This window comes from Achromobacter sp. D10 (genome assembly GCF_035282245.1).
Classification (GTDB): domain Bacteria; phylum Pseudomonadota; class Gammaproteobacteria; order Burkholderiales; family Burkholderiaceae_B; genus Achromobacter; species Achromobacter insolitus.
In genome coordinates this window covers 32187-57665 of sequence record NZ_JAYJLE010000009.1, presented here as the reverse complement: position 1 = coordinate 57665, position 25479 = coordinate 32187, and the positions used below count along the sequence as shown (strand labels likewise).

Genomic DNA, 25479 nt, shown 5'->3' with positions numbered 1-25479 from the left:
GCATTACCCCGTCAACCGCGGAAAGCCATGGACCAGGCCCAAGCTCAGCAGCCCCTGCAACACCGTGTAATGCCAAAGCATGGCGGTACTGTCGAAACAGGCCCGCCGCGCGGACGTGAGCCTGCCGGCCAGGGACCGCGCCACCGAGAAAACGCCCATCAACGTTGAAAACAGCGTGAACGCGGCCTGGGCGCCCACCAGCGCATACACCGAGGCTTCGTACGCGGATGCCTGCGGCCGCAGGCCCGCGCGCCAATGCGCCTGCGCGTCCAGGCCGACGGACGCCGCAAGCAGGATGATTGCCAGCGGCACGCCCCATCTGAGGCGGCTCTGCCGGTCCTGCCGCAGCCCGCGGCCGGCCCAGGCCACGAGAGCCGCGGATCCAACCAGCAGCGCCGCCGACAGCCAAGGCCACCCGGACGCCTGCCCCTTGCCCGCGGGCACCCACCCTTGTGGCGAGGACGTCCACAGGAACAGATAGGAAAACACCAGTGATCCGAAAATACTCGCGCATACCATCACGAGCATGACCATTGCCCACCAGGAGTGCGAACCGCTGCCCGGGCAGGCCATGGGCAGGCGCAAGCCCGCCCCGATATCCACTTCCATCCGGTCGGGCCCCGTATCCGCGTCCCAGAGCCAACGCCAGATCGACACCATCGCCAGCAATCCGAAAGCCCCGGCAAGCATGGGCAACTTGAACGTCAGCAACAGAAAAAAGCCCGCGGTGCCGAGCGCGGCCAGCAACGGCGACCAGGCCGGGCCGGGGAGCGGCAGCACATAATCCGGTTGGGCGTCCACGGCGCTGGTGACCAGGGTGGAACGCAACCCGCCCGGCGCATGCGGGAGGAAATGGCGGCCCGCCTCCACCTCTGCGGCAAGCGTCGGCTGGTCCCATAGCGGCTCGCGGCTGGTGACGAAAGGAACGCTGCGCACACCGTAGGCATCGGTGGGCAACCATTCCAGGGTGCCCGCGCCCCACACGTTGCCTGCCCCCGCTCCCAACGTCGGGCGAAAGCGGCGGCATAGATCGAACAGGAACACCAGGACACCTGCGGCAATGAGATAGGCGCCCGCCGTGGAAAGGAGATTCAACGCGGCCCAGCCCTGGCTCTCGGCATAGGTGTACACGCGCCGGGGCATGCCGGCCAGACCGGTGAAATGCATCGGAAAAAAGGCGAGGTTAAAGCCCGTGAAGATCATCCAGAACGCCCACCGCCCCAGGCGCTCGGACAAAGGCCGCGTACTGATGAAGGGCATCCAGTAGTAGAACGCGGCGAATAGCGGAAACACCATTCCCCCGAACAGCACATAGTGGAGATGGGCGACGACGAAGTACGTATCGTGCACCTGCAGATCGAACGGAATGACCGCCACCATCACGCCGGTCAGGCCGCCAAGCACGAAGGTGAAGAAAAAGCCCAGAATGAAGAGCATGGGCGTCTTCAGCGGCCGCAGGCGGACCGCGGCGGCGATCGTGGCGATCCAGGCGAACACCTGCATGGCCGTCGGGACCGATACCGCCATGCTCGCGGCCGAGGCGAAACTCAGGGACAGTTCTGGTATGCCCGTGGCGTACATGTGGTGCACCCAAAGGCCGAAACTGAGGAATCCCGTGCCCACGACCGCCGCTACCACCAAGGGATAACCCACCAGGCGCGCTCCGGTCATGGCCGGAATGATCATCGACACCATGCCCGCTGCCGGCAGGAAAATGATGTAGACCTCGGGGTGGCCGAAGAACCAGAACAGGTGCTGCCACAATAGCGGCGCGCCGCCCCGCTCGACGATGAAAAATGGCATGTCGAAGGCGCGTTCCAGTTCCAGCAGCATGGTGGCGACGATGACCGCCGGAAATGCCACGATCACCATGCCGCAAAACACCAACATCACCCAGGCGTAGACGGGCATTTTGTCCAAGGTCATGCCGGGCGCGCGCGTGCGCAATATGCCCACGGCCAGTTCTATGGCACCGGCGATCGCCGAGATTTCGATGAAGCCAATGCCCAGCAGCCACAGATCCGCATTCAGCGCCGGCGAGTATGCCGAACTGGTCAGCGGCGGATACATGAACCATCCCCCGTCTGGGGCCAGGCCGACGAAAATACTGCAAAAAAATACCAGGCCGCCAATGGCGTAAGCCCAATATGCATAGGCCGAAAGACGAGGAAATGGCAGGTCGCGCGCGCCCAGCATGTTCGGCAGCAGCAATACGGCCACCGCTTCGACCGCCGGCACCGCGAACAGAAACATCATCACCGTGCCATGCATGGTGAATAGCTGGTTGTACAGCGCGTGCCCGATCAGCGGGTTGTCCGGCACGGCCAGCTGGGTGCGCATTATCAGCGCCAGCAGGCCCGCCAGCAGGAAAAACAGCAAGGCCGTGCCGATGTAGAGCAGACCTATGGACGTGTTGTTGACGACCGTCAGCGCGCGCCATCCCCGGGGACGCCGCCATGCACGCTGCAGCGCTTCGAGTTCCCCGTCCGGGCGCGGGAGCGGATTTGGCAGCGGGCCGGACGCGGAGGCAGGCTGAGAATCCACCGTCACTTCAAAGACCCCAGATAGCCGGTGACGGCGCGCAGTTCATCGCCCGAAAGATGCCCGAAGGCAGGCATGAGGTTTCCCGGCTTGATGTGCTGGCTGCCCGCGACCCAGCCCGCCAGCGCCCCGGCGTTGTTGGGCAACGCGCCGGCAGCCAGCCTGGGCCGGCTGGCGACATGGGTCAGATCCGGCCCCAGCGTGCCTGCCGCCGCCGTGCCCCGCACGGTGTGGCATTGGGCGCAGTCGCGCAGGAAAACGCCGGCCCCCGCACGCAATTCCGCTCCCGCTTCATTCGCGGGCAAACGTTGAGCCGCCAGCCACGCGCGGAACTGCTCGGGATCCAGCGCCTGCACATCGAATTGCATCTTGGCATGCTGGGCGCCGCAATACTCCGCGCACAGGCCGCTGAACACCCCCGGCTCGCGCGCGAGCATGCGCAAGCGGTTCGTCCGGCCGGGCACCATATCCAGCTTGCCGGCAAGCGAGGGCACCCAGAAGCTGTGGATGACGTTGCTGGACGTCAGCAGGATCTCTACCGGGACGCCCACCGGGATGCGTATGTCATTCGCGGTTTCAAACAGCAGATCGCCCGTCTCATCGCGATACCGGACCCGCCACCACCAGAGTTCGCCCGCCACTTCGATGCGCAGGGCCGCCTCGGCGCCGCGCGTCTTGGCTGCCGCCGACTGCAGCGCGTAAGCCAGCAGCGCCGTCAGCACAGCGACCGGAAACGCTACGCCGGCCAGCACGATCAGGGCGGGCCGGCGCAGCATGCCGCGGGCTTTTTCGGGGCCGTACATGGCCAGCCCCAACATGATCGAAGCCGCCAGGAAAATCAGCCCCGCGCCCACGTATAGCACCCAGCCGATCTCGGCGATGCGGGCCGCGTCCTCCCCACGCGGGTGCAGCACGGAGTGCATACCCGCCCATGAGGCGCCAGGCGAGGCCGTGGCCAGGACGAACGGAGAAACAGGGGGCATATCCAGGGGTGCGGCTTTCGGGAACGGGCACGGCTCCAGACGGCCGCGACGGGCCTGCATCAGCATGCGCCATGCCCACTGGCCGAGCCGCGGCACGGCAGTTGCTGAGCCTTGATCTTCTTTCGGTATCGACAGGCCGCTGCTTTGCACGACATCATTCGCCCTGCCCCGGCGCTTCTGGGCGCCGTCGCCCTCATGCTGCTGGGCGCATGCGGAGACGACCGGCCAGCGCTGACGCCTCCCGGCCTGCCTGAGCAATTGGCAGGAGCAGATTCCGCGCGCGGGCGGTTACTGGTCGCCGAACGCGGATGCCTGGCCTGCCACACCGTGCCCGGCCTGAGCGGCCCGGCATCCCAAGTAGGCCCCGCGCTTGACCAAGTGCCCCGGCGAGCCTATCTGGGAGGGTGGCTGCCCAACACGCCGGACAATCTGGTGCGCTGGCTGCTCGACCCGTCGGCGATCAACCCGCTTACCGCCATGCCCGATACGGGTCTGACACCGGAAGAAGCCAGGGACATCGCCGCATTCCTGCTCGGCCGCCCATGATCTTCCGGACACCGCCATGAAAAGCTGGAAAGTAGCCGGTCTGACCATCCTGGCTTGCGCCGCAACCAGCGCGGCGCTGGGTGGGGCGATGGTGGTCTTCGGTTGGTATGACGTCAGCGCTACCGGCTCGCACACCGTCGTGGTGCATGAAGTGCTGGACGTTGCGCAGACCCGCTCAGTACAGCGCCGCGCGGCAGGCATCCAAGTTCCTGACCTGGACGAGCCGCGCAAGGCGCGCGAGGGATATGGGTTGTTCCAAAAACATTGCGTGCAATGCCATGGCGCCCCCGGCATCGCGCCCGAACCTTACGCACTGGGGTTGAACCCGGCGCCCGCCGCCTTGGTGGCGACGGCGCGGGACCGCACGGCGGCCGATATCTACTGGATCATCCAGCAAGGAATAAAGATGACCGGCATGCCGGCATGGCAGTACCGGCTGACGGATGCCGACATCTGGAACATTGTCGCGTTCATGCGCGTCCTGCCGACCCTGTCGCCCGCCGACTACCGCAATTGGGACAAGGGGAACGAACAGGAGCCCGGCCTGGAGGCCGCGACACCCGTGCCGGCAACACGCGCGGGCGATCCCGTCGCGGGGCGCGCCGCGCTGCAGCAGCACCTTTGCGCCACCTGCCACGTCATCCCGGGAATCGCGGGCGCGCGCCATCACGTAGGCCCGTCGCTGGCCGGCATCGCGCAACGGCCTTACATCGCTGGCGGCGTACCCAATACGCCTGCCAGCATGGAACGCTGGTTGCGCGACCCGGCCGCGTTCAAACCCGGCACCGCCATGCCGGACCTCGGCCTGGGCGCACAGGAAGCCCGGGACATCGCAGCCTTCCTGTACACATTGCCTCCGGTCGACTGACGCGCCGCGCCTTTCTCGCGGGCTCTGCGGGGCGACCTGGGTCGCGCGCTTCAGCCCTTGCTGCGCGCGCCAGCGCCCCGGTTGCGCCGGCTTTGCTGGTCCTGGCCAGTGCCGATCTGGCTCACGTGACCTTCCTTCTTGGTCCGGTGTTGCTCGTCGCGATGGCTGGCCTGGAGTTCGCGGTCGGTATCGTCGTTGGAGGGGTTGGGTTTGCTGTCTTTGGGTTTCATGGCGAAGTCCTCGGGAAACATGCCGCAAGCTCAGCAAGCTTCGTTCCCCGAAGCGTCGGGACACTGCCCGCTTGCGCGTGGCACGCCGCTTGCTACGGCAGCGTCATGGACAAATTCGCCCAGATCTTCGAACTGCAAGCGGGCTTTGCCGAAATGATCATTCGCGGCACGACCATGTATTGGGTGCTGTACGCCTTGTTGCGAATTTCCGGCAGGCGCGATCTGGGTTCCCTGGGCATGGCGGACATGCTGGTGCTGGTCCTGGTTGCGGATGCCGCGGGAAACGCAATGTCGGGCGATTCGTATTCCATGGGCGACGGCATCATCGTCGTGGCCACCATCGTCGGCTGGAGTTATGTGCTGGACCGCCTTGGCTATTACGTCCCGCCATTGCGCCGCGTGCTGGAGCCGCAGCGCGTATGTCTGGTCAAATCCGGAAAAGTGCTTGTGCACGGCCTCAAACGGGAGCACATCACTCGCAGCGAACTGATGGAACAACTGCGGCTCAAGGGGATCGCCAACCTGGCGGAAGTCGAGCGGGCGTACCTCGAGGCAACCGGGGAGTTCAGCGTGATACGAACGCAAGCCGCCCCTATGACGGGCGCCTCCACGCTGGAAGAAGACGACTCCGGCGGCTGAGCGTGAGGGCAACCGCCCCGCACATACCCGGCCGCGCGCAGATATGCCACGGATCGGTACTTTTTTCCGCCCCGGCGCGTCTTGCATGTTGCCCCACCATCTCCGCGCCCTATTTCCCAGCCGCCAGCTTACGGGCTCGTTTCAAGGCGTCTACGATGGTCTCGTAAGCGGCCTGGCGGCCCAGGGGGTCCGGGTTGCGCAGCGCGTACGAAGGATGATAGGCAGCCAGCACTGGAATGGCTCCGCGCGCCAGCGTCTGTCTTAGTACCGCCGCCAGCGTATGGCTGCGGTCCTGCAGGACGGCGCCCAGCGCCGTCGCGCCCAATGCAACAATGACCCGCGGCCCGACCGCCGCGACCTCCTTGTCCAGCCAGTAGCCGCAAGCCTGGATTTCGCTCTGCGCCGGCGACTTGTGCATGCGGCGCTTGCCGCGCAGCTGCCACTTGAAGTGTTTGACGGCGTTGGTTACGTACACCACGGCGCGCTCCACGCCAGCCTCGGCAAGGGCCTTGTCCAACAATGCGCCCGCCGGGCCGACGAAGGGCAATCCTGCCAGGTCTTCCTTGTCCCCCGGCTGCTCTCCCACCAACATGATGGCGGCATGGCGCGCACCCGCCCCGGGCACTGGCTGCGTGGCATGGCGCCATAGCCCGCAACGCCGGCAGGCCTTCAGGCTGCGCGGCCGTTGCCCCGGATCGATGTCTTCCGGCCCGGGATCGCCGGGCACGTTCTTCCCCATGGCATGCACCTTTCAGCTTCGCAACACGGCATCGAAAGCAGAGGAACGCGGCGCTTGCGCGGCGCCGACCGGCCACCGCCGGCTACCGCCCGCCAGATTACGCTCGGCATTGAAGTAGGCCACCGTCCGGGCCAGACCCTCTGCTGGCTTGATCTGAGGCGACCATCCCAGGCAGCGGCGGGCGAGCGAAATATCGGGACACCGTTGCGTGGGATCGTCCCTGGGGAGCTTGCGGTGCACCAGCGGCACCTGGGCACCTGTCAGCACCCGCACCATATCCGCCATCTCCAGCATGGTGAGTTCCGCCGGGTTGCCAAGATTGACGGGACGCGCGACCTCCGCCGGACTCTCCATCAAGCGGACCAGCCCGTCGATCAGGTCATCCACGTAGCAGAATGAACGCGTCTGCGTCCCATCGCCGTATATCGTGAGCGGCTGCCCCGCCAAGGCCTGCACGATGAAGTTGGACACCACCCGCCCATCGTCCGGCGCCATGCGCGGCCCATACGTGTTGAAAATGCGGGCGATTTTCACCGTCACCCCTTCATGGAGCGCGTACTCCATGAAAATGGTCTCGGCGCACCGCTTGCCTTCGTCATAACAAGAGCGCGGCCCCACCGGATTGACGTGCCCCCAATAAGCTTCCCGTTGCGGGTGTTCCAGCGGATCGCCATAAACCTCGCTGGTGGAGGCCTGGAGCACGCGCGCACCGCAGCGCCGCGCCAGCTCCAGCAATTGCATGGATCCCAGGACGCAGGTCCGCAGCGTTTTCAAGGGATCCGCCTGGTAATGCACCGGCGAGGCCGGACAGGCCAGGTTGTAGATACGATCGGCCACCATATCCCTTAGCGGCTCGACGACATCATGTCGCAAGATCGAGAAGCGCGGATGGGAGACGAGTCCGGCCAGATTGCACGCCCGCCCCGTCTGGAAATTGTCCACGCAGATGACATGCCAGCCGTCGGCCAACAGGCGGGCGCAGAGGTTCGAGCCCAGGAATCCGGCTCCGCCGGCGACCAGCGCCCGGCCCGTACGTGCAGAATCTTCCATCATGCTGTCTCCAGAATCATGTCGAATACGTCCATCCAGTCGCGCACAAAGCGCTCCATGCCGAAGCGCTCCAACGCCGTCCGCCTTCCGGCGGCGCCCCACGCGCGGGCCAGTTCCGGCTCATGCAAGAGTTGGCTTCCTACCTCGGCCAGGCGGTCCTCCCGGGTGTCCACGTACCCGTTCTCGCCATTTCGGATGACCGTGGGCAGCTCCGTTGCGGCAAAGCCCACTACCGGAACGCCGCAAAGCATCGCTTCGACCAGTGAAAGCCCCAGGCTGGCATAGCGAATGGGACTGAAAAAGTAGCGATAACGCGCAAGACAGCCCGCAACTTCCATGTTCGGGATCTCGCCCAGGCCGCCCAACTCTTCGGAGCCCATGCCTATCAGGTCCAGCGGCGTAAGCGCCCGGGTGTGCTCGAAGATGTCGCGTCCTATCCGGCGGCCGCGGCGCGCCAGATGGTTGATCACCACGATGCCCCGCGCGAGGGATCCGTCGTAGGATGCCTGCGGCACGGGAACCCCGTGCTCCACCACCCGCACCGGCATGCCGCCGCTATCCCACATCGCCGCATTGAACGGCGTCACGTGCACAAGCAGGCCGCGGTCATGGCGGAAGGGGTGCACGGTGTCCGTGGGATGCGGCTCGGGCGGATTGTGCTCCAGGTACGCACTGGGCAAGGCGCGCTGTTCGTCGCTGAGCAACAGGCGGGCGTCTTCCAGGTTCTGTCTCGACTGATACAACACACAATCGAACTTCGACGATCGGAGATCCTCCGCCGGGACCTGCACTACATTGGCAGGCCAGGGTATGCGCCGGCCCAGGGCACCGTAGCCCGGAGGGCTGCCAGGCAGCCCTGGCACCACGAACTGGTGCGGCACATGTCCCAGGGCATAAAGGTAATTGCCGTGCACGTGCCAGGTCAGGATGCGCAGGGGACGGCCGGGAAATGGGGATGGGGCCGCAACTGTCATGGTGCTGTCCTCCTCAACTGCCTTTCTGCCTGCTCCAGTACCTGGGGTGCCGTGACCGCAAGCGCGCAAGGGTGGCCGATTGGGCAACTTTCATAAGCGCAGGGCCGGCATGGCGCGTCGGCGGCCAGCACGATGTGGCGTTCGCGGTCCAACGGCGCCCATCGCCCCGCATCGCTGCCGCAAGCGATCACCACACTGGGCGCGCCGACCGCGGCGGCCACATGTGAAATTCCAGTGTCATTGCAGACCAGCAGGCGGCATCGGCCCACCAGGGCGGCAAGGCTGCCCAAGCTGGTCTCACCGCACAGATCGGCAAGCGCCACGCCTGCCATACGCCGCAGCTGCGCCGTCATCTCCCGCTCCGCCGTCGTTCCTGTCAGCGCGACTTGCCAGCCCAGCCCCCCCAGCCTGGCCGCCACCTCCGCGTACCGGCTCAGCGGCCAGCGCCGCGAAGCGAGGCGCGCGCCGACGTGCATCAGCACCAGCCGGCCCGGGTCCAGCCCGTGCTCGCGCAGCAGGCCCTCTGCGGCGTGCCGATCCGCTTCGGTGCAGGGAAACTCCAGCCTGGCATCGTTGGCCTCGACGCCCAGATGATGCAGTAGCGACAGATAGCGGCGTGGCTCCGGCAGCCCGTCGGGCCACGCCATGCGCAGCCCGGGAACCTCGTCGGCGGCGTCCGGCACAAAGCCACCCCAGCGCGCTGCCCCCAGCCCTGCCACCACGGCGTTAGACTGCCCCCCGCTGCCGTGGACCTGAAGCGCTACGTCGAACCGGCGCCGATGCATTCTTTGGTAAAAGGCGGGCAGCTCGCGGGGCCTTGCCGGCTGCTCCGGAAACTCCGGGATCCCGGGAAAGCTGATCAGCTCGTCCACATAGGCATTGAAGCGCTCGCGGAATTCCCGCGCGCCCGCCAGGCCGACCAATGCGATATGCGCTCGGGGAAACGCTCGCCGCAATGCGCGTAAAGCCGGCACCACGCATAGCAGATCTCCCAGTTGCAGCGCGCGGAAGACGGCGATGCTGGCGGGTGGATGGGCGGTATCGAGAAGCGGAGTCATGGGCGGATCCTGGCGAACCGCAGCAAGCCCACGGACCGCCACCAGATGGATAACAGCGGGATGCAGGCCGAAGTGACCGCCAGATCCGCCACGTCGCGCGCCGAGCGCCGGGTTCCGCGCAGACGCCGCAAGAAGAAGCGTACGCTCAAGGCGATCCAGACCGTCGCGGCGACAAGCGCCGCATAGGCGTGCCCGGACGCCGCCAGCAGGACGGCGGCCACCAGCGCCGCGGTCACCGCCAGATAGAAGGGCCACGCCGTAGACTGGATGCGGCGTCGATACAGCATCGGATACTTGCGCCGCAGAAGCATGTCGAACATGACTTTTTTCTGCATGCCCAGCCCGGCGGCGAAGCGCACCTGGCGCACGGGATGCAGCACGCGCGCAAGCGGCTCGCGTTTGATGGCGCGGCCGCTGTCCAGCAGCGCGAAGTGCAGGTCCGAGTCCTCCCGCCACGCCATCGTATAGCGGGGATCGAAACCGCCTACAGCCTGAAGCGCGCTGCGGCGCACGAAGCAGTTGGCGGTAATGAACTCCGACCGGGTAAGACCAGCCGCGTCGCGCTCGTAATCGTTGGGCGGATCGGGAATCGGCATCACGGTAGTGCCCGTCACGGCCGCGATGTCGGGTGTCAACGCGTGCACGCCATGCCCCAGCCAATCCGGCTCGGGAACCGTATCGTCGTCGGTAAACGCGATGATCTCCGCCTTGGCGCTACGCCAGCCGAGATTGCGTGCGCCGGCGGGTCCTCGCGTTTCGGTCACCGGCAGGTAGCGTAGCGCGGGCCGGTTCCCCCACGCTTGCCGCAACTGGCCGACCCGGGTGCGGGTGGCGGCGCTGACCGCGTCATCACAGACCAGGACTTCGTAGTCTTCGCGGGGATATTGCTGGCGCGCCAGGGCTTGCAGGCAACGCTCCAACAGTTCCGGCCGCCTGTAGGTGGGAACCACAACGGATACTTGCAACGGTGCCGGGAGGTCGTTCATCTGGGTTTCTCGATCAAGTATGGGCCGATGACCAAGGCATCCAGCGGTGAGGTCCAGAAACACTCGACGGCATCGCGCGGCGTGCACACCACAGGCTCTCCGCGGGTGTTGAACGACGTGTTCACCAGCACGGGCACGCCGGTCAGGCGCTCGAATGCAGCCAGGAGGTCGTAGTAGCGCGGGTTCTGGTCCCGACGCACCGTCTGCACCCGCGCCGTGCCATCAATGTGACGGACGGCGGGTATCTGCTGCGCTCTGTGCGCCAACACGTCGTACACAAACAGCATGAACGGGGCGCAGATCGTTCCTCCCCGGCCGTCGAACCATTCCGCGGCGCGCTCTTCCATCACGACGGGAGCGACGGGCCGGAAATCCTCGCGGTCCTTCAGGCCGTTCAGGCGCGCCTGCATGGCGCTGTCCAGCGGAGAGGCCAGGATGGACCGGGCGCCCAATGCGCGAGGGCCGAATTCCATGCGCCCCTGGAACCAGCCCAGGATCTTGTCCTGGGCGAGCAGGGCGGCGGCTTCTCCCGCCACGTCGTCCAGCCGGCGGAAGTCCTGCCGCGAACCATAAAGAAAGCGCTCGATCTCGTCATCCGGATATGAGGGGCCCAGATAAGCGTCCTCCATCGCCCATTCGCGCTTGCCGCCGCGCCGGTGGTAGTCCACGTACAGCGCGGCTCCGAGCGCAGTGCCCGCATCGCCCGCGGCGGGCTGCACCCACACACTATCGAAAGGGCCATCGCGCGCGATACGGGCGTTCATCACGCAGTTGAGCGCCACCCCGCCCGCCATGCTCAGATTGGAGGCGCCGGTCGCCTGGTGCAGCCACTGCACCATGTGCAAGGCCGTCTCCTCCAGGACATACTGCAAGGAACTGGCGATGTTCTTATGACGGTCTTCAAAAGGCGCTCCGCGGCGCCTGGCCGGCCCGAAACGTTCGGCAAGGCGGGCGGGATGCAGCGAGTACCCCCCATCCTCCTCCAGGCGAAGAATGTCGCGAAACTCGTTGCGAAATGCCGGCTTTCCATATGACGCCAGGGCCATCACCTTGTATTCGTCGGACGAATGCAGGAACCCGAGATAACGCGTGACCTCTTCGTAAAGCAGCCCGAGCGAATGCGGAAGGTCGATCTGCTTCAGCCGCGCATACTCGCCGCCGGCAAAGTTGCCGTAGCTGGTCGTTGTGCGCTCGCCCCGCCCGTCCATGGTGAGCACGGCGGATTCCGCGCAAGGCGCCGCCAGGAATGCGCTAGCCTCGTGCGACAGGTGATGATCCAGATAGACCCAGCGCTCCATGATGTGGTCCAGCGTCAGGTCATCAAAGCGCGGCGATTTCAGGTGATGAGGCGCTCCGTCCAGAAGCTGCCTGGGCGCGTTCACCAGATACGATAGGAACAGCGGATCCCAGGGCGACTCCCCCTCCTCCAAGGCCCCCGCCCGAGAAGGCTCCAGCGGCAATGAAATATCGGCCGCATGAGGCCGTCCTTGTGCGAGCAAGGCCGGATCATAGGAGTACACGATGTGGTCCACGTCCCGCAGGCGGATGTCCGCCGCCGACAGGCAATAGTCAATGGCGTAGTACGGCAGCTGCCACGTCGTGAACGGAACCGGACGCTTCCCGTGCTTGATGCGCGTAAAGCGCTCTTCCTCCGCTGCGGCGAGTACCACGCCATCGCGGACCAGGGCCGCGGAACAATCGTGGTATGCGGCGTTAATACCTAAAGTAAACATGGGTTCTCCTTCATGACGTTGCGTGCTTGCGCATGCGCCGGGCGTCCCTGAGCCAGCAACTCCAGCGCCGCCTCGATCACACGTGCGGGCTCCACACCGGCGAGACAGGCATGGTGTCCTTCCGGACAAACGCTGCGGTAGCAGTACTTGCAGGGCACGTCTTTGTTCAGCACGCGGGCGGGCGTCTGCCAGGGGGTATGCTGCGGGTTGGTCAAGGCATACAGATCCACTATCGGCACGCCGAGCGCAGCGGCGATATGAGCGGGTCCGCTGTTGTTGCAGACCATCAGGGCAGCCGCCTCCAGCGCCGCGCCCAACTCGCCCAAAGAGAGCCGGTCGGACAAGTCGATCAAACCGGGCAGCAAGGGACGCGCCTGCGCCAAGGCGCCAGCCAGCGCCGGATCTTCATGGCCGCCAAGCAGGATGACGCGCCGGCCCTGCCCGCGCAGACCGACCAAGGCCTGCATCATCAGAGCGGCCGGATAGCGTCGCGAAGATGCCGTGGCGCCGGCATGCGCGCAGATCCAGCCCGCCTGCTCGGTCACGCCTTCCTCGTGCAGTTTCCGGCGCAGGGATACGCGATCCTCCTCGGAAACGTGGAACGACATACGCGTATCCTGGCTGCTCGCGCCGATGCTGGCCACGAGATCCAGCTGGCGCCGCACCTCGTGGCGTATGCCTGCCCCGGGCTCGGTCTCCCGCCGCCACTCCGAGATCAGCCGATACGGATTCTCCCGGCTGTGGGCCAGGACCCGCGGCACGCCCGCAAGATGGCAAAGCAAAGCCGCCGGCAGGGGGCTCTGGCTGTACGCCGTGAATATCACCGCCGCGTCCGGGCGCAGCGCGCGCAGGCGCTCGATCGCGGCCAGGTCCTGCTCATTCCCCCGGGATCCGTTCTTGCTCCAGGCGGCGTCATAGGACAGGACGATATCGATATCGGGAATGTGCCGGGCCAGGCAGGCGCCCGACGAAGACGTGAGCAAGGACAGGCGATGCGCGCCAGACTCTTTCAGGGCGCGAAAGGCGGGGCTGCACATCAGCACGTCGCCCATGTTGTCCAGGCGCACGCACAGTACGTGGGCGCATTCTCTCCAGTCCCAGGCCATCTCAGGCCTCCATCCGGACGTCGCCGTGCCGATCCGCCAGCACGATGCGAGCGGCGGCATCGAGGTCCGGCGCACGGGCATGCGGCGTGCGCGCCGGACCTTCGCGCCATTCCGTTTCATGCCCGACATCCAGGAGGATGCTGCGGCAACCGGCGCGGTTTCCCGCCTCGACGTCGTCGAGAATGTCGCCGATGAACCAGGAGGCTTCCAGGTCGATGTCCAGCTCCCGGGCGGCCCGAAATAGCAGGCCGGGGCGCGGCTTGCGGCAATCGCAATCCACCGAGTAACCCGCGACCACGCCCTCTGGATGATGCGGACACCAATAGAAGCCATCCAGATGCGCACCTGCCGCGCTGAACATCGATGCAAGCTTCGTCTGCACCGCCGTCAGCGCCGACGCCGTAAACAAGCCTTTGGCGACGCCGGACTGATTGCTGATCACGACCAGCGCCAGGCCCGCCGTTCCCAGGCGCGAAAGGCCGGCGAACGCATGCGGCGCTAAAGCCATGCGGCCGGGGTCGACGTTGTACGGAGCGTCTTCCAGCACCGTTCCGTCCTTGTCCAGAAAGACCGCCGGCCTCAAGGCCATGATGTTTCCTTCATCGGCAGGACCATCACTTCGGGCACGACGGTTTCGCCCGGCTGGGTCAGCACGAAGCGCACGGCCCGGGCCACATTGGCGGGATCCTGCAAGGTCCCCGTATCGATGTCCGGAAAGCGGTCCAGCAAGAATGGCGTTCGCATGCCTCCCGCGATCACAGCGCTGACCTTCAAGCCTGCGCCGCGCAGTTCGGCATGCAAAGCATGCGACAAGCCCATCAACCCCCACTTGCTGGCGTGATAGGCGCTGGCATTCGGCCAGGCGCGGCGGGCGGCGGTTGACGCAACATTGACGATATGGCCGCCAGGGCTGAGTCTGTCCTTGCCCAGCTTGGCCATCAGGAAGGGGCCTGTGAGATTGGTTCGCAGCACCCGCTCCCATACGTCGGCATCCAGCTTGTCGATGGGGGCAGTGACGTCCACGCCGGCGCTGTTGACAATGGCATCCAGCTTTCCGAACTGGCGCACGACCGCATCCAGTCCGTTCTGCACGTCCGCCACGACGCCGACATCCATAATGCACGCCATCACGTCCGCGCCCTCGCGCTTGAGTTTCGCGGCCAGCGTATGGGCGCGTTGTTCGTCGATGTCGGCGACGGCCACGCGCGCGCCTTCCGCGGCCAGCATCTCGCAAAGCGCCGCGCCCAGGCCGCTGCCGCCTCCCGTCACTAGGACGACACGTCCGTCCAGGCTTTCGAATTCATGCATGCTCCACTCCTTTATGCGGCAACACGCGTGACGTCGCGCTGTGCAAGCGCCGGCGCCGCCGCCATGTGCCCGTAGATGGAAAGCAGGTCCTGGCCTACGCGCTTCCAGGTGTAGAGGCGGCGCGCCCGCAAGCGCCCCGCCTCGCCCATTCTGGCCCGCAACGCCGGATCCGCCGCCAGCTCGGCCAGCCGCGCCGCGAGGCTGTCGGGGTCGCGGGGCGGCACGAGAAAGCCAGTCTTGCCATGCACGACCGTGCTGCGTATGCCGCCGGTGTCCGATCCCACGACGGGCCGCCCGCAGGCCATGGCTTCCACCGGCGTGATGCCGAATGGTTCATACCAAGGCGTAGTCACGAACACGTCACTGGCGCTGTAGTAGGTGGCGAGCTGATCGCGATGGCGGCGCCCGGTGAATTCCACCGATGCACTCACCCCCTCGTCGGCGGCGATGCGCCGCAGGCGGCCGATTTCCGGAGTGGCGATCTCGTCCGCGTCATCCGTATTGCCGCCAACGACGCACAGCCGGGCGTCCACGCCATGGCGCTGGCGCAGCCGTCCCAGCGCGCGGATCACGTTGTCGACGCCCTTGCGCGGCACCATCCGGCCCAACTGCAGCACCGTAAAGCGCTCGCTTTCCCACCCCAGCGCGGCGCGGGCGCGGACGGGATCCAGCGGCGCCATCTCGGCTGCGTCATAACCGCAGGGCACGATATCGATGCGCCGCGCATCGGCGCCGTACAGTCCTATGAGGTCGCGGCGATCCTGGGGACACTCGGCGATGATGCGGTCCGCGCGGCGAATCACGTCTTCTTCGATATCGAAGCGGCTGTCGGGGAAAAGATCCGCCTCCTGCTGGTACTGGCGCCGCACTTTACCCAGCGCATGGAAAGTCACCGCCAAGGGAATGCCGTAACGCTGGGACGCAGGCAGCGACGCCATCGCCGACATGAAGAAGTTGGCATGTATGACGTCGTAGCCTTGTGCCTGCCGGCCGAAATAGCGCAGCAGATACGCCGCGAACTCGTCCATGTACGGAAGCATCTTTTCTTTGGGCAGATAGACCTCCGGGCCGGCAGGCACGTGGATCACCCGCACGCCGGGCATCCAGGCGTGTTCGGCCTGGAGCGCGGCGTTGTCCTTGCGAGTAAACACATCCACCTGCATGCCGGCGCGCGCCAGTTCGCGAGCGACGTGCGCGACATAGACGTTCTGCCCGCCGCTGTCCACGCTGCCTGCGACCGCCAGCGGCGAGGCGTGTTCGCTGATCAATGCGATCTTGTTCATGATGCGGCTCCGGTTTCCCGCGCGGCGGAGGAACCGGCGATCCGAATGCGGTTATCCACGTCCTTGACGCCTGCGCAGGCGTCCACGCTGTCTTCGACGCGGTGCTTGGTGCGGCGGTCCGGCACCGTTCCCTCCAGCGTTACACAGCCCTCGGCAACGTTGACAGACACGTCGCTGACGTCCAGGCCGCTGTGGGCAAGGTGTTCGCACACGATCTCGCGCACGCGCTCGTCCGACCGGATGTAGCCACGCGGATCGATGCGGCGCGAACCGCGATCCCTCCAGGCTTGGGGCCCCCGGTTATAGCCGCCGCGTTCCGCCGTCTGGAAGGACAGGTCCTGTTCGTCGTCCCAGACGGGACGATCGCCGTAATACCCGCCTTCCTCGTCGCCGAAAGATGTCGGGCCGGCGTACGAGGAATCGCGCGAACCGTAAACCTGTTGGCGCTGGTACGAAGGGTCCTCGTTGCTGAAGCCGCCGTAGCTGCTTTGGCCGGGGTCGACGCTACGGCTGCGCACGCCCGCACGGGTGGTACGTCCGCCGGGCGCGCGGGTGCCCTCCCCCTGATAGCCGAAGGAAGGGGCGGGATCACGCCAGGGCTCGCGATGGCCGTCGTCCGCACGCTCTGCGCGGGCGCGCTCCTGGCCGCTGCCTCCGTATTGCGGCCTGCCTGACCTGTAAGGCTCGCCTCGGGAGGCATCCCAGCCGGGGTCTCTGTCGGAATCATCGGATTCATATCGGGGCGCGTATCTCGGGTCTTGCTTCATTGCGTTCTCCTCTTGCGGGTCTTGCGATGCGGGACGAGCCATTCGGGGCTTGCATGTGCATGCTTGAGACGGAGCAAGTGGTGTGCCGAAACGCTTCTATGGAAGACCCTGCGCGCGATGATTTGCCGGTTCGCAGCTCATGTCCGGCACTTCTTACTTGTCGATGTAAGAAGTGCCTTGCTGCGGGCGCGCTTGTGCCGGCGCAGGCAGCAAAGACCCCACCGTCGCCAGCAGTTCGTTGGGATCCACCGGTTTGGCAAGATGGACCTGGAATCCCGCTAGCAGGCTGCGCAGGCGGGCCTCCTGACTGGCATGGCCGGATAGCGCGATCGCGGGCAAGCGGTGTGCCAGGGCCGCTCCCCGCTCGACTTCCATCGCGCGTATGCGGCCGACGACCTCGTAGCCATCGATGTCCCCCAGCGACAGGTCGCAGATCAGGACTCCCGGCCATTGCTCGGCCGGCAAGGCCTCGAAGGCGGCCAGCGCCTGTTCGCCGTCCTTGTGCTGGGCCACTCGCGCTCCATGGCTGCGCAGGATTTCGGCGAGCATTTCGCGCGCCTCCGCTTGATCGTCCACGACCATGATGAAGGCGTCGTGCAGATCCGGCAGGCGCACGTCGGTCCGCAGAGCCGTGGCTTCCACCGCTCGCACGGGGAAATCGGCGGAATAGGTCAGCCCTCCGGAAGCGGCATAAGCGCTATGGAACACGCCCCCCTGCCGTTGCACCCGGGCAGCCAGTTGCGCGGGATCGAGAGCCGCGGCGGCCCGCAAGGCGTCAGGGTTGTTCAGCAGCTCGTCAGAATCGGCAGGCGCAGTTTCGTCTGCGCGCTCTTTGCGTCCATCCGTGACCGCGATGCGTGTCACCGGCCCTTCACGCTGCAGGCGGATCTCGATACGCCCCCCTGGTGGCGTGACTGCGACCGCATGCAGGCATAGGTCCCACACCATTTGCTGCAAGGCGCTGGGATCTCCTGTGATGCGCGCCGCTTCGCTGCCGATCAAGGTATAAAGGTTGACGCCCTTGTCCTGGGCAATCTCACGCACCGAGTCCAGCACTCCGGCGACGACCGCCAGAAGATTCACGGGTTGCCGCGAGTCCTGCCCGCGCGCTTCCTCCAGCGCGGACTGCTGCCGTTGCAGCGCCCACATCTGTGCGTACATCCCTTCACGCGCCAGCAACTCCTCGTGCCTCCCCTGCTCGATGACCCGCCCGCGATCCAGCACCAGGATGTTGTGGGCATGCACGATCGTCGAGAGCCGGTGCGCGATGATCAGGGTCGTGCGCCCTCGCGACAACCTTTCGAGTTCCGCCTGGATTGCCCGCTCGGTTCGGGTATCCAGCGCGGAAGTGGCCTCGTCGAACACCAGGATCGAAGGATTCTTCAGAATGGCCCGCGCTATCGCGATGCGTTGCCGTTCGCCACCGGAAAGCTTCACGCCGCGCTCGCCCACGGGAGTCTCGTAACCGGCCGGCAGGCTTTCGATGAAATCGTGCACGCGCGCGCCGCGCGCCGCCTGGACGATCTCTTCGCGGCCGGCGTCGGGTCGGCTATAGGCGATGTTGTAGGCGATGGTCTCGTTAAAGAGCAGCGTGTCCTGCGGGACGATGCCCAATGCTCGCCGGACGCTGCGCACGTTGGCGGTGCGCAGGTCCTGCCCATTGACGAGAATGCGGCCGGTATCGGGGTCATAGAAGCGGAACAGCAGGCGCGCCAGCGTGGACTTGCCCGATCCGCTGCCCCCCACCACCGCCAACGTGGTTCCCGCCGGCACCGTGAAGTCGATGTCCCACAGTATCTGGCGCCCCGGCTCGTAGCCGAAGCCCACTTGCTCGAAACGGATCTCGCCCGCCCCCGGATCCAGCGAAGGCAAGGCGGCGTCGTCGCCCGTCTCCGGCGGATACCGCAGCAGCTCGCATACGCGCTCGGCATTGACGAAGGCTTCCTTGGCCTGCCGGAAGATCAGGCCCAACGTGTTCAGCGGCAGGCATATCTGGATGATGTAGGCATTGACGAGCACCAGATCGCCTACGGTCATTTGCGCGCTCACGACTTGCTGGCCCGCCAGCAGCATTACGGCCGCCACGCCGCAGGCAATGATGCCGCTTTGGCCCACGTGCAGCCGCGACAGCGAACGCTGATTGCGTATGCCGACCTCGGCCCACTCGCCCAGTACGCGGCGCAGCCGCTCGGACTCCAGGGCTTCGTTCGCATTGAGTTTCACCGCTTCATAGTTGAGCAGGCTGTCGACCATGCTGCCACTGGCGCGGGAGTCCAGATCATTCAGACGGCGCTGGTACGCCACCCGCTTGCGCACCAGCACCGTCGTATAGGTGAAGTAGGCCACAAAGGTCACCGTGACGATCAGCGCAAACCAGGCGCTGTATCCCATGACCAGGATCAACACAACGGAGACGATCTCCACCAAGGTCGGCAAGAGCGTGAACAGGCCCGTGCCCAGCAGAAAGCCGACGCCCGCCGTGCCGCGCTCGACGTCGCGGGCCAGGCTGCCGGTCTGTCTGGTGCCGTGAAACCTGGCGCCCAGACGCTGTAGCTGGTCGAAAACCCGAACCGTGAAGTCCGCGACGGTGCGCTGCGCCACCCGCACGAACACCACGTCCCGCAGTTCCGTGAAAACGCTGCCCCCGAAACGGATGAGCGCATAGCCCAGCAACAGAAAAACGGGCAGGGCCAGCGCACCCGGTGCGCTGAGCATGTCCACGATGTACTTGAGCACCACCGGCACCAGCACCATGAGGAGCTTGGCCGCCACCAACAGTCCCACGGCGGCGGCCGTGCGGCGCCGATACCTCCAGAGGGCGCGCAGGATGCTGCGGGTGACCTCTTTGCGGGCAAAATCGGTCCCGTTGGTTACGGCGTCCTTCATGGCGTGGCCTCCTTGTCGACGAACGCGACGCCAGCAAATGCCATTCCGGACAAAGGCGACGGCCATCGATCTGCCGGCGCTTCAGCCGCGGGACCCTGGCCCCGCTCAAGACTGATGTTGCCGTCCCTGGACCACTGCCTTGAACAGATGCGCTATGGCAGCGGCCAAAGCCTCGTCAAACCACGGATTCGCGCCGCTCACGGCCACGACAATGCCATCAATGGCCACGCTGCCCCACACCTGCGTGTCCTTGGCATGCAGCAGATGAGGCTGCAGCGCCAGCACTTCGTGGCTGGAGCGGCCGGTGCGCCAGCTCAGGCGCGCCTTGCCCCGCGCGTATGCGCCATAGTCCGCATCCCATTTTTCCGGGTCTCCTATGCTTTCTTCGTACAGGATGGCGCCGGCGAATTCGCAAGCGCCCGGGCGGGCCAGCGGATTCATGATCACGATGTGGAGAAAGCCGCTGTCTCCGACGCGCGGATCCCCGCGCGCGGCCTCCAGCATGGGGAGCGCCAGCTGCACGGCTTGCGCGGCCGCATCTCGCTCCCAGTATGCAGCCAAGGGTGTGGTTTGCATGGTGTAGCACCTCCTTATGAATTGGCATGGACTTGATCGCGCGGACGGCGCGCAAGCCGCGTGACCGCGATCAGGATTCCGTGTCGGCTGCCCAAACCGCTTTCAATCTGCCGCAGATCACCGGGCCCAGCGGCCGACGATGCGCCCGGATCAGCCGCCAATGCGCCCATGCATCGCGGCAGGCACGGGTTCGAGCGTCCCAGCTCGGCAGCCCACGCAAGACAGACAGACTGCGCGAAAGCGCCATTCCCGCGGGTAGCCTCAGCCATGCCGTCCATAAGGCGTTGCGCGCCAGCATGCGCCGCCGCAGGGCGCTGTCGCGCACCGACGAAGGCCAATGATGGACCCGAAGTTGCGGCGCGTAGGCTATGCGGCCGCCCTGCGCCATGAGGTCCAGCGCGAGCAAGGTTTCCTCCCCGCCGATGAAAAATGGCTCCCAATAGCCGCCTGCCCGCAGAAAAGCGTCGGTACGCATGACGCAAGCCCCAGCCATGAAGCCCGCCAGCTCCGGCCCCACGCCCGGAATGGAAGGCAGCGGACTGCGGGCCATGGCCTCGCAGGCAGGGTCTTCACGCTGGCCGGCGCCCACGACGATACGGGCATTCAACACGGCAATGTCCGAGTGCCTGTCGAGGATTTTTGTCGCGTGCTCCAACGAGCCGGCCTCCCACCAGGTGTCGTCATCACAGAATGCGACGTAGGGCGTCGTCACTCGCTTCACGCCCAGATTGCGTCCTGCCGCTCCCAGGTTGCCAGCCGCGCTGACCAGCACGGCGTCGGGAAACTCACGCCTTACCGTCAGCGCGGTGTCGTCGGTACATCCGTTGTCCACGACCAGCACGGGATACCCCTCCGGCAACGTGCCCAGCCGCCGCAGCGTGCGGCACAACTCCCCGCAACGGTTGTAGGTCAATACCACGATGGACACTCGTGGACGAGGCGGAGATTCGCTCACCTCAGGCGCTCCATCCGTCAATGCGCCAGTAGCCTTCGGCCTGCTGCGCGGTGGCAGGCATCCCTCCCAGTCCGCGCAGCTGGGACGCGTACGCCAGTATCGCCTCGGGTTTGATCGCCAGGTTCGATTCCAGCTGGACGGGCGTTGTAGCGATACCGCGGCCACGCAGTTGGTCAAGCCGTGCCTGCACGGCGCCGGCACGTGCGCGATAGGGCACGTCCTCATATAAGAACCACGAGATTCCGGGGCAGATCCGCCCCACCCGCAACCCGGCGTCGCTGACGTTCAGATGATCGTCGTGGAACAGGCCCAAGGGCAGCGCCACCCTGCCCGCCGACACGCCGGCCAGGACGTGCAGCAGGCTGTCCGCCAGCCGGGGCAGGCTTTCCGGTGCGCCTTGGCGGTACTGAGCATCGATGAAATCCAGGCAGAGGCCGGTGCTTGCGGTGAGTTGCAGCGCCCGGTGGTCCTCGGTTTGGCGCCGTTCCAGTGCCTCCGCCGCGCTCGCGAATCCGCAGCGGCGATCCCAGTCCGTGGACGTATCCGGACATTCAGGCAGGCCGGTGTAGACAGTGACGACGATGCTGCCAGGATGCGCGCCGAGCAAGCCGCCGCAACTGAAGACAGCGTCGTCCAGATGGGGTGCAACGACAACAAGCGGCCCCGGCGGGCGCCGAGAATCGGAACCAGAAGATGAATGGGGCGAAGAGATGACGGACATATCGACGTAAGGGAACTTCGACGTAAGGAAAGGTAGCGCCAAGGCAGCCGGCGGCGGCAGCGCCTTGCAGCAATCGCCGTGCCGAAGACCATTGCTGCAAGGCGCCGACGGGACATCCCGGCCGATGCAGGTGGCATGGGTGGCATGAATTCAATGCATAGGTAAAAAACTCCCCCGCTTGCCGCGTAGCCCAGGGAAGCGGCCCCGCGGCCCGGCCAGGCATGGCGCTTGCGGATCCGCTCCTGCTTTTCCCACAAAGGAGCGTACTCATGAAGATTCGAGCCCTCACCTACGCAGTGGTCGTTGCGGCCGGACTGGCTTCGGCCAACGCGCTGGCGCAGTCCGCCACCCCGACTTCGCCGTCCAACACGCCTAACGACAGCACCGCGGTCCCGCCGAACCAGCCCGTTCCTCCGGGACAGGTGCCGCCGGCGCCGAATGCAACGCCCAATACGCCGACCAATCCGCCCAACCTGAACAAGCAGGATCAGAGGAAATCGGACCGGCACAAGGACCAAAAGCCGGGACACAACCGCGAAGCCAACGACAACGTACCCAGCACCCGAGGCAGCGGCGCAACCCCGCCTCCCGGCTATCCGAACACCGGCGGTTCGAAGTAAACGGCGGCTGCCGGCCGGGCCTCCCTCGACTCACGGGGGAAGTTGTGTACTTCTGTGCAGCTCACCCGGCCGGTTTTTCACATTCTTTCAAGAACCCCGAAAAGATATGCGCGTCTCGGCCGATACATTGCGCGGCAGCGGTCCCCGGACCGGAAACAGATCCCCGCCACCGAGCTGAGGTTGCCCATGTCGGAAGTCGTTGTCTATGTCAGAAGCCAGCCGCGGCTGGGCGACCAGATCGTCGCCCTGCCCGCGCTCTATCAACTCAAGACCTGGTGGGCGTCCCGGCGCATCCGCGTGGTCGCGCGCGACCGTCTGGGGGACTTCTACCGCTCGGTGCCTTGGGTTGACGAGTTCATCCGCGCCGCCACATTCGGCGACTACCTGCGCGCCTTGAAGAAAGACACCGAGGTCTGCGTCAGCCTGCACCACAGCAGTGAACGCTTCGGCCTGCTCAACCTGCTGCGCCGGCCAGCCATGCGATTCGGCTTTCGTAACGCACGGGTAAGCGACCTGGTATGGACCCATGCCCATCGCAAGGACGTCGCCGAGTACATAGGCCTGGCCAATCTGCGCCTGCTGGCGTCGTACCGCGGTTTCGACGCCGAACTGGCGGCGCGCCGCTGCTTCCAGGCGCTGGCGCGCCCCCACCTGCGCGGCGCGGACAGTGCGGACGTAGTGCTGATTCCGGGCGGAGGGTCTGGCGCCTTCAAGCGCTGGAGCCTGCTGAACTACTTGCGGTTGGCCGAGAGACTGAAACTGCTGCTCGGCCCCGACACGCGCTTCCTGTTCGTGCTGGGGGAACAGGAGGCGGCCGAACGCGCCAAGCTCCAGGCCATGCGACGTCCGGAATTCTCGGTTGCCTACTGCCGTTCCATTGCCGAGCTCAGCGCCATCATGCTGCGCGCGCGCCTGGTGGTCGCCAACGATTGCGGTCCCTCGCATATTGCGCAAGGCGCCTGCGTGCCCTATGTCGGCGTCTTCAATGAGTCCAATCCCGAATGGTTCTGGGACCGCCCCTACTCCGCCGCGGTCGTTCCGCGACACACCCGGGATGGAATCAACTCCATCACGCCCGACGAAGTGCTGGGCGCCTGCCGCAAAGTCCTGGATCACCATGCGCATCCTGCATACGCTGGCTGAGCGCAGCCTGGGCGGCTTGGAGTTCCGCGTCCTCGAACAATCCAGCTGGCTGCACAATCATGGATACGAAGTCTCCATCGCGGCACCCGCCGACAGCGCGATCAACCGCGCCGCCCGAGCGCGCGGATTGCGCGCAGTGGATTTCGACTTCAACCCGGCCTATTCGCCGTCCACGGTCCTGAAGCTGCGACGCACGGTCAAGGCGTTGCGCATCGACCTCATCGACAGCCACAGCAGGGCAGACGGCAAGACCGCCGCGCTTTGCCGCGACCTGTGCGCGGTCGTCAGGACACGCCATTTCGCCAAGGCCATGCGCAGCTCGCCACGGCGCCGGCTTGAATGGAAAATTGGCTGCGACCACGTCATCGCCACCAGCGGCAAGGGCAAGCAGGAACTCCTGGCCGCAGGGCTGATTGCCGAAGAACGGATCAGCGTCGTTGGAGAATGGGCGGGGGACGAGTTCTTCCTGCAGGACGAGGACCCGCAAATGCGCCTGTCCACCCGGCACGCGCTGGACATAGCCGCACCAGAAGACGCCTACGTCATCGCCACCATAGGCATGCTGCGTCCCGAAAAGGGCCAGGCCGACCTCCTGCGCGTAGTGCAGCGGTTGCGGGGCGAAGGGGTGCCCGCCACCGCGCTGGTGGTTGGCATGCCCACCGCCAGCACGCAGGCTTATGCGCAGACGCTGCACCGGCTGGCCCAGGAACTGGGCATCGCCCGGCATGTGGTGTTTGCCGGACACCGCAACAATGTGGCAAGCATGATCGGCGCCGCCGACGTGGTCCTGGTGCCTTCTGCCACCGAAGCCTGGTCGCGCATCGTGCCCGAGGCTTACGCGGCGCGCCGGCCCGTCGTTGCCAGCGAGGTCGGCGGACTGCCGGAAATTGTCACGCCGGGCCAGACCGGCTGGCTGGCCCGGCCGGGGGATGTCGCCGGCTATGCGGATGGCATCATGCGGATTCGCAGCCAGCCCAAGCATGCCGCAACCATGATCGCGAACGCCCGGGCGTACGCGGAAGCGAACTTCAGGCTGGCGGGAAAGATGTTCAGCACTTTGGAAGCGTACAAACGGACACTAGCCGGCGGGTGAACGACAGGGTGGAAGCGGTATCATGGTGCCCCCGATTGACTTACCCGATTCAGTACCGTGACAAAGCCCGCCCTATTGCTCGTCCTGGCGATCGCCCTGACGGGCTGCTCCAAGCAGGAAGAAACTCCCTGGGCCCGTCTCCAAGCCGCCACGCCTCAGCTGCAGCTGACCGCCAACACGCCGGAAGCGGCGGTGAAATCCTGGTGGCAAGTTCGCGACGCGCACGACCGCTACACGGCCACCGCCTGCAAAGAACTGGCCGAGCTGTACCAGCCTTTCACCTCCGCCGAAGACTCGCTCGCCACGGCCGAACTCCAGGCCCGGCAGAATGGCGATGAAAAATGCAGCGTCCAAACCTATGAGCGCAGCGTCGTCAATGTCGATGTCCAGTCCGACACGCGCGCCTTCGTTGTCGCGCAGATCCGCAACACGACACCCTCGACCCCCGGTTTCCCGGTAGACAACGACGAACGCGACCGCAAGGAAAGAGGCGTGCGCATGCAGTATCTGCTGGAACGCGCCGACAAGACGCAGAACTGGAAAATCGCGCAGGTATATGGCCGCAACCGGTATTGCGAGGTCGCGCCGCAGAACGGCTGGTGCCCGCTGTACACCCGCAAGGCGGGGTCGGCGAACAGCTATGTGTATGAATTCAGTCAGTAAGTGATGCGCGG

Annotated in this window: 25 protein-coding genes; 7 read left to right on the top strand and 18 right to left on the bottom strand. The window is 65.9% G+C overall.

Features of this window, described 5'->3' with window-relative positions; genetic code table 11:
• Window positions 1–3: 3 nt before the first annotated feature.
• Complete coding sequence (locus VCS63_RS21155) at window positions 4–2550, bottom strand: cbb3-type cytochrome c oxidase subunit I (RefSeq protein WP_323880962.1); 2547 nt, start codon at window positions 2548–2550, stop codon at window positions 4–6.
• Window positions 2547–3464 carry a cytochrome c oxidase subunit II gene (locus tag VCS63_RS21150; RefSeq protein WP_164794135.1) on the bottom strand — a complete coding sequence of 306 codons (918 nt, stop codon included), beginning with the start codon at window positions 3462–3464 and terminating at the stop codon, window positions 2547–2549. The genes VCS63_RS21155 and VCS63_RS21150 overlap by 4 nt, the downstream gene beginning before the upstream one ends.
• Window positions 3465–3668: 204 nt before the next feature.
• On the opposite strand from VCS63_RS21150, the gene VCS63_RS21145 reads away from it, so the two are divergent.
• Entirely contained in the window at window positions 3669–4070 is a 402-nt protein-coding gene (locus tag VCS63_RS21145) for a c-type cytochrome (RefSeq protein WP_243759405.1), read from the top strand.
• 16 nt (window positions 4071–4086) lie between these two features.
• Entirely contained in the window at window positions 4087–4938 is an 852-nt protein-coding gene (locus VCS63_RS21140) for a c-type cytochrome (RefSeq protein ID WP_164793848.1), read from the top strand.
• A gap of 50 nt (window positions 4939–4988) precedes the next feature.
• Here the strand turns inward: VCS63_RS21140 and VCS63_RS21135 are convergent, their stop codons facing one another.
• Window positions 4989–5168, bottom strand: a complete 180-nt coding sequence (locus tag VCS63_RS21135; RefSeq protein WP_063641276.1) for a hypothetical protein — start codon at window positions 5166–5168, stop codon at window positions 4989–4991.
• Between the two features lie 105 nt (window positions 5169–5273).
• Here VCS63_RS21135 and VCS63_RS21130 point away from each other — a divergent pair, with 105 nt between their 5' ends.
• Entirely contained in the window at window positions 5274–5807 is a 534-nt protein-coding gene (locus tag VCS63_RS21130; RefSeq protein WP_164793847.1) for a DUF421 domain-containing protein, read from the top strand.
• A gap of 109 nt (window positions 5808–5916) precedes the next feature.
• Here VCS63_RS21130 and VCS63_RS21125 read toward each other — a convergent pair whose 3' ends face one another.
• The 15 genes from VCS63_RS21125 to VCS63_RS21055 all read right to left on the bottom strand — a co-directional run bounded on the left by VCS63_RS21125 (window position 5917) and on the right by VCS63_RS21055 (window position 21835).
• Window positions 5917–6546 (bottom strand): UdgX family uracil-DNA binding protein, encoded by a 630-nt coding sequence (locus VCS63_RS21125; RefSeq protein WP_323880959.1) that lies wholly within the window; start codon window positions 6544–6546, stop codon window positions 5917–5919.
• Window positions 6547–6558: 12 nt separating this feature from the next.
• Window positions 6559–7596: a UDP-glucuronic acid decarboxylase family protein gene (locus VCS63_RS21120; protein WP_323881024.1), complete on the bottom strand. Its 1038-nt coding sequence runs from the start codon at window positions 7594–7596 to the stop codon at window positions 6559–6561.
• The gene (locus VCS63_RS21115) at window positions 7596–8570 is read right to left on the bottom strand and encodes a glycosyltransferase (RefSeq protein ID WP_063640996.1); all 975 of its coding nucleotides are present in this window, start codon (window positions 8568–8570) and stop codon (window positions 7596–7598) included. The genes VCS63_RS21120 and VCS63_RS21115 overlap by 1 nt, the downstream gene beginning before the upstream one ends.
• Entirely contained in the window at window positions 8567–9628 is a 1062-nt protein-coding gene (locus VCS63_RS21110) for a glycosyltransferase family 9 protein (RefSeq protein WP_063640994.1), read from the bottom strand. Before VCS63_RS21110 ends, VCS63_RS21115 begins: the two co-directional genes overlap by 4 nt.
• Window positions 9625–10614 (bottom strand): glycosyltransferase family 2 protein, encoded by a 990-nt coding sequence (locus tag VCS63_RS21105; protein WP_063640992.1) that lies wholly within the window; start codon window positions 10612–10614, stop codon window positions 9625–9627. Before VCS63_RS21105 ends, VCS63_RS21110 begins: the two co-directional genes overlap by 4 nt.
• Window positions 10611–12347, bottom strand: coding sequence for a carbamoyltransferase (locus tag VCS63_RS21100; protein ID WP_063960741.1), 1737 nt, complete (start codon window positions 12345–12347; stop codon window positions 10611–10613). Before VCS63_RS21100 ends, VCS63_RS21105 begins: the two co-directional genes overlap by 4 nt.
• A complete protein-coding gene (locus VCS63_RS21095) occupies window positions 12335–13453 on the bottom strand; it encodes a glycosyltransferase family 9 protein (RefSeq protein ID WP_175199468.1) in 1119 nt (372 codons plus the stop codon). The genes VCS63_RS21100 and VCS63_RS21095 overlap by 13 nt, the downstream gene beginning before the upstream one ends.
• Before the next feature lies 1 nt (window position 13454).
• On the bottom strand, window positions 13455–14042 hold the full coding sequence (locus tag VCS63_RS21090; protein ID WP_063640987.1) for a D-glycero-alpha-D-manno-heptose-1,7-bisphosphate 7-phosphatase: 588 nt from the start codon (window positions 14040–14042) through the stop codon (window positions 13455–13457).
• Entirely contained in the window at window positions 14033–14761 is a 729-nt protein-coding gene (locus VCS63_RS21085; RefSeq protein WP_063640985.1) for an SDR family oxidoreductase, read from the bottom strand. The genes VCS63_RS21090 and VCS63_RS21085 overlap by 10 nt, the downstream gene beginning before the upstream one ends.
• Window positions 14762–14772: 11 nt before the next feature.
• Window positions 14773–16044, bottom strand: a complete 1272-nt coding sequence (locus VCS63_RS21080) for a glycosyltransferase family 4 protein (RefSeq protein ID WP_063960744.1) — start codon at window positions 16042–16044, stop codon at window positions 14773–14775.
• A complete protein-coding gene (locus VCS63_RS21075; RefSeq protein WP_323880956.1) occupies window positions 16041–16811 on the bottom strand; it encodes a BON domain-containing protein in 771 nt (256 codons plus the stop codon). The genes VCS63_RS21080 and VCS63_RS21075 overlap by 4 nt, the downstream gene beginning before the upstream one ends.
• Before the next feature lie 153 nt (window positions 16812–16964).
• Window positions 16965–19697, bottom strand: coding sequence for an ATP-binding cassette domain-containing protein (locus VCS63_RS21070; protein ID WP_323880954.1), 2733 nt, complete (start codon window positions 19695–19697; stop codon window positions 16965–16967).
• Between the two features lie 105 nt (window positions 19698–19802).
• Window positions 19803–20273, bottom strand: coding sequence for a hypothetical protein (locus VCS63_RS21065; protein WP_063640977.1), 471 nt, complete (start codon window positions 20271–20273; stop codon window positions 19803–19805).
• A gap of 70 nt (window positions 20274–20343) precedes the next feature.
• Complete coding sequence (locus VCS63_RS21060) at window positions 20344–21228, bottom strand: glycosyltransferase family 2 protein (RefSeq protein WP_233461744.1); 885 nt, start codon at window positions 21226–21228, stop codon at window positions 20344–20346.
• Between the two features lies 1 nt (window position 21229).
• On the bottom strand, window positions 21230–21835 hold the full coding sequence (locus VCS63_RS21055) for a PIG-L family deacetylase (RefSeq protein ID WP_233461743.1): 606 nt from the start codon (window positions 21833–21835) through the stop codon (window positions 21230–21232).
• 383 nt (window positions 21836–22218) lie between these two features.
• Between VCS63_RS21055 and VCS63_RS21050 the strand changes: the two genes are divergently transcribed.
• The 4 genes from VCS63_RS21050 to VCS63_RS21035 all read left to right on the top strand — a co-directional run bounded on the left by VCS63_RS21050 (window position 22219) and on the right by VCS63_RS21035 (window position 25468).
• Window positions 22219–22569 carry a hypothetical protein gene (locus VCS63_RS21050; RefSeq protein ID WP_323880952.1) on the top strand — a complete coding sequence of 117 codons (351 nt, stop codon included), beginning with the start codon at window positions 22219–22221 and terminating at the stop codon, window positions 22567–22569.
• Between the two features lie 186 nt (window positions 22570–22755).
• Window positions 22756–23712 carry a glycosyltransferase family 9 protein gene (locus tag VCS63_RS21045; RefSeq protein ID WP_063640971.1) on the top strand — a complete coding sequence of 319 codons (957 nt, stop codon included), beginning with the start codon at window positions 22756–22758 and terminating at the stop codon, window positions 23710–23712.
• Window positions 23687–24805, top strand: a complete 1119-nt coding sequence (locus VCS63_RS21040) for a glycosyltransferase family 4 protein (RefSeq protein ID WP_063640970.1) — start codon at window positions 23687–23689, stop codon at window positions 24803–24805. Before VCS63_RS21045 ends, VCS63_RS21040 begins: the two co-directional genes overlap by 26 nt.
• A gap of 57 nt (window positions 24806–24862) precedes the next feature.
• Entirely contained in the window at window positions 24863–25468 is a 606-nt protein-coding gene (locus tag VCS63_RS21035; protein WP_063640968.1) for a hypothetical protein, read from the top strand.
• The last annotated feature ends 11 nt before the right edge of the window (window positions 25469–25479 follow it).

Excerpts from the sequence above, each read along its gene's own strand:
- VCS63_RS21150 (WP_164794135.1), bottom strand. The coding sequence starts at position 3,464 with ATGCACTCCGTGCTGCACCCGCGTGGGGAGGACGCGGCCCGCATCGCC.
- VCS63_RS21140 (WP_164793848.1), top strand. The coding sequence starts at position 4,087 with ATGAAAAGCTGGAAAGTAGCCGGTCTGACCATCCTGGCTTGCGCCGCA.
- VCS63_RS21135 (WP_063641276.1), bottom strand. The coding sequence starts at position 5,168 with ATGAAACCCAAAGACAGCAAACCCAACCCCTCCAACGACGATACCGAC.
- VCS63_RS21130 (WP_164793847.1), top strand. The coding sequence starts at position 5,274 with ATGGACAAATTCGCCCAGATCTTCGAACTGCAAGCGGGCTTTGCCGAA.
- VCS63_RS21125 (WP_323880959.1), bottom strand. The coding sequence starts at position 6,546 with ATGGGGAAGAACGTGCCCGGCGATCCCGGGCCGGAAGACATCGATCCG.
- VCS63_RS21120 (WP_323881024.1), bottom strand. The coding sequence starts at position 7,596 with ATGGAAGATTCTGCACGTACGGGCCGGGCGCTGGTCGCCGGCGGAGCC.
- VCS63_RS21115 (WP_063640996.1), bottom strand. The coding sequence starts at position 8,570 with ATGACAGTTGCGGCCCCATCCCCATTTCCCGGCCGTCCCCTGCGCATC.
- VCS63_RS21110 (WP_063640994.1), bottom strand. The coding sequence starts at position 9,628 with ATGACTCCGCTTCTCGATACCGCCCATCCACCCGCCAGCATCGCCGTC.
- VCS63_RS21105 (WP_063640992.1), bottom strand. The coding sequence starts at position 10,614 with ATGAACGACCTCCCGGCACCGTTGCAAGTATCCGTTGTGGTTCCCACC.
- VCS63_RS21100 (WP_063960741.1), bottom strand. The coding sequence starts at position 12,347 with ATGTTTACTTTAGGTATTAACGCCGCATACCACGATTGTTCCGCGGCC.
- VCS63_RS21095 (WP_175199468.1), bottom strand. The coding sequence starts at position 13,453 with ATGGCCTGGGACTGGAGAGAATGCGCCCACGTACTGTGCGTGCGCCTG.
- VCS63_RS21090 (WP_063640987.1), bottom strand. The coding sequence starts at position 14,042 with ATGGCCTTGAGGCCGGCGGTCTTTCTGGACAAGGACGGAACGGTGCTG.
- VCS63_RS21085 (WP_063640985.1), bottom strand. The coding sequence starts at position 14,761 with ATGCATGAATTCGAAAGCCTGGACGGACGTGTCGTCCTAGTGACGGGA.
- VCS63_RS21080 (WP_063960744.1), bottom strand. The coding sequence starts at position 16,044 with ATGAACAAGATCGCATTGATCAGCGAACACGCCTCGCCGCTGGCGGTC.
- VCS63_RS21075 (WP_323880956.1), bottom strand. The coding sequence starts at position 16,811 with ATGAAGCAAGACCCGAGATACGCGCCCCGATATGAATCCGATGATTCC.
- VCS63_RS21070 (WP_323880954.1), bottom strand. The coding sequence starts at position 19,697 with ATGAAGGACGCCGTAACCAACGGGACCGATTTTGCCCGCAAAGAGGTC.
- VCS63_RS21065 (WP_063640977.1), bottom strand. The coding sequence starts at position 20,273 with ATGCAAACCACACCCTTGGCTGCATACTGGGAGCGAGATGCGGCCGCG.
- VCS63_RS21050 (WP_323880952.1), top strand. The coding sequence starts at position 22,219 with ATGAAGATTCGAGCCCTCACCTACGCAGTGGTCGTTGCGGCCGGACTG.
- VCS63_RS21045 (WP_063640971.1), top strand. The coding sequence starts at position 22,756 with ATGTCGGAAGTCGTTGTCTATGTCAGAAGCCAGCCGCGGCTGGGCGAC.
- VCS63_RS21040 (WP_063640970.1), top strand. The coding sequence starts at position 23,687 with ATGCGCATCCTGCATACGCTGGCTGAGCGCAGCCTGGGCGGCTTGGAG.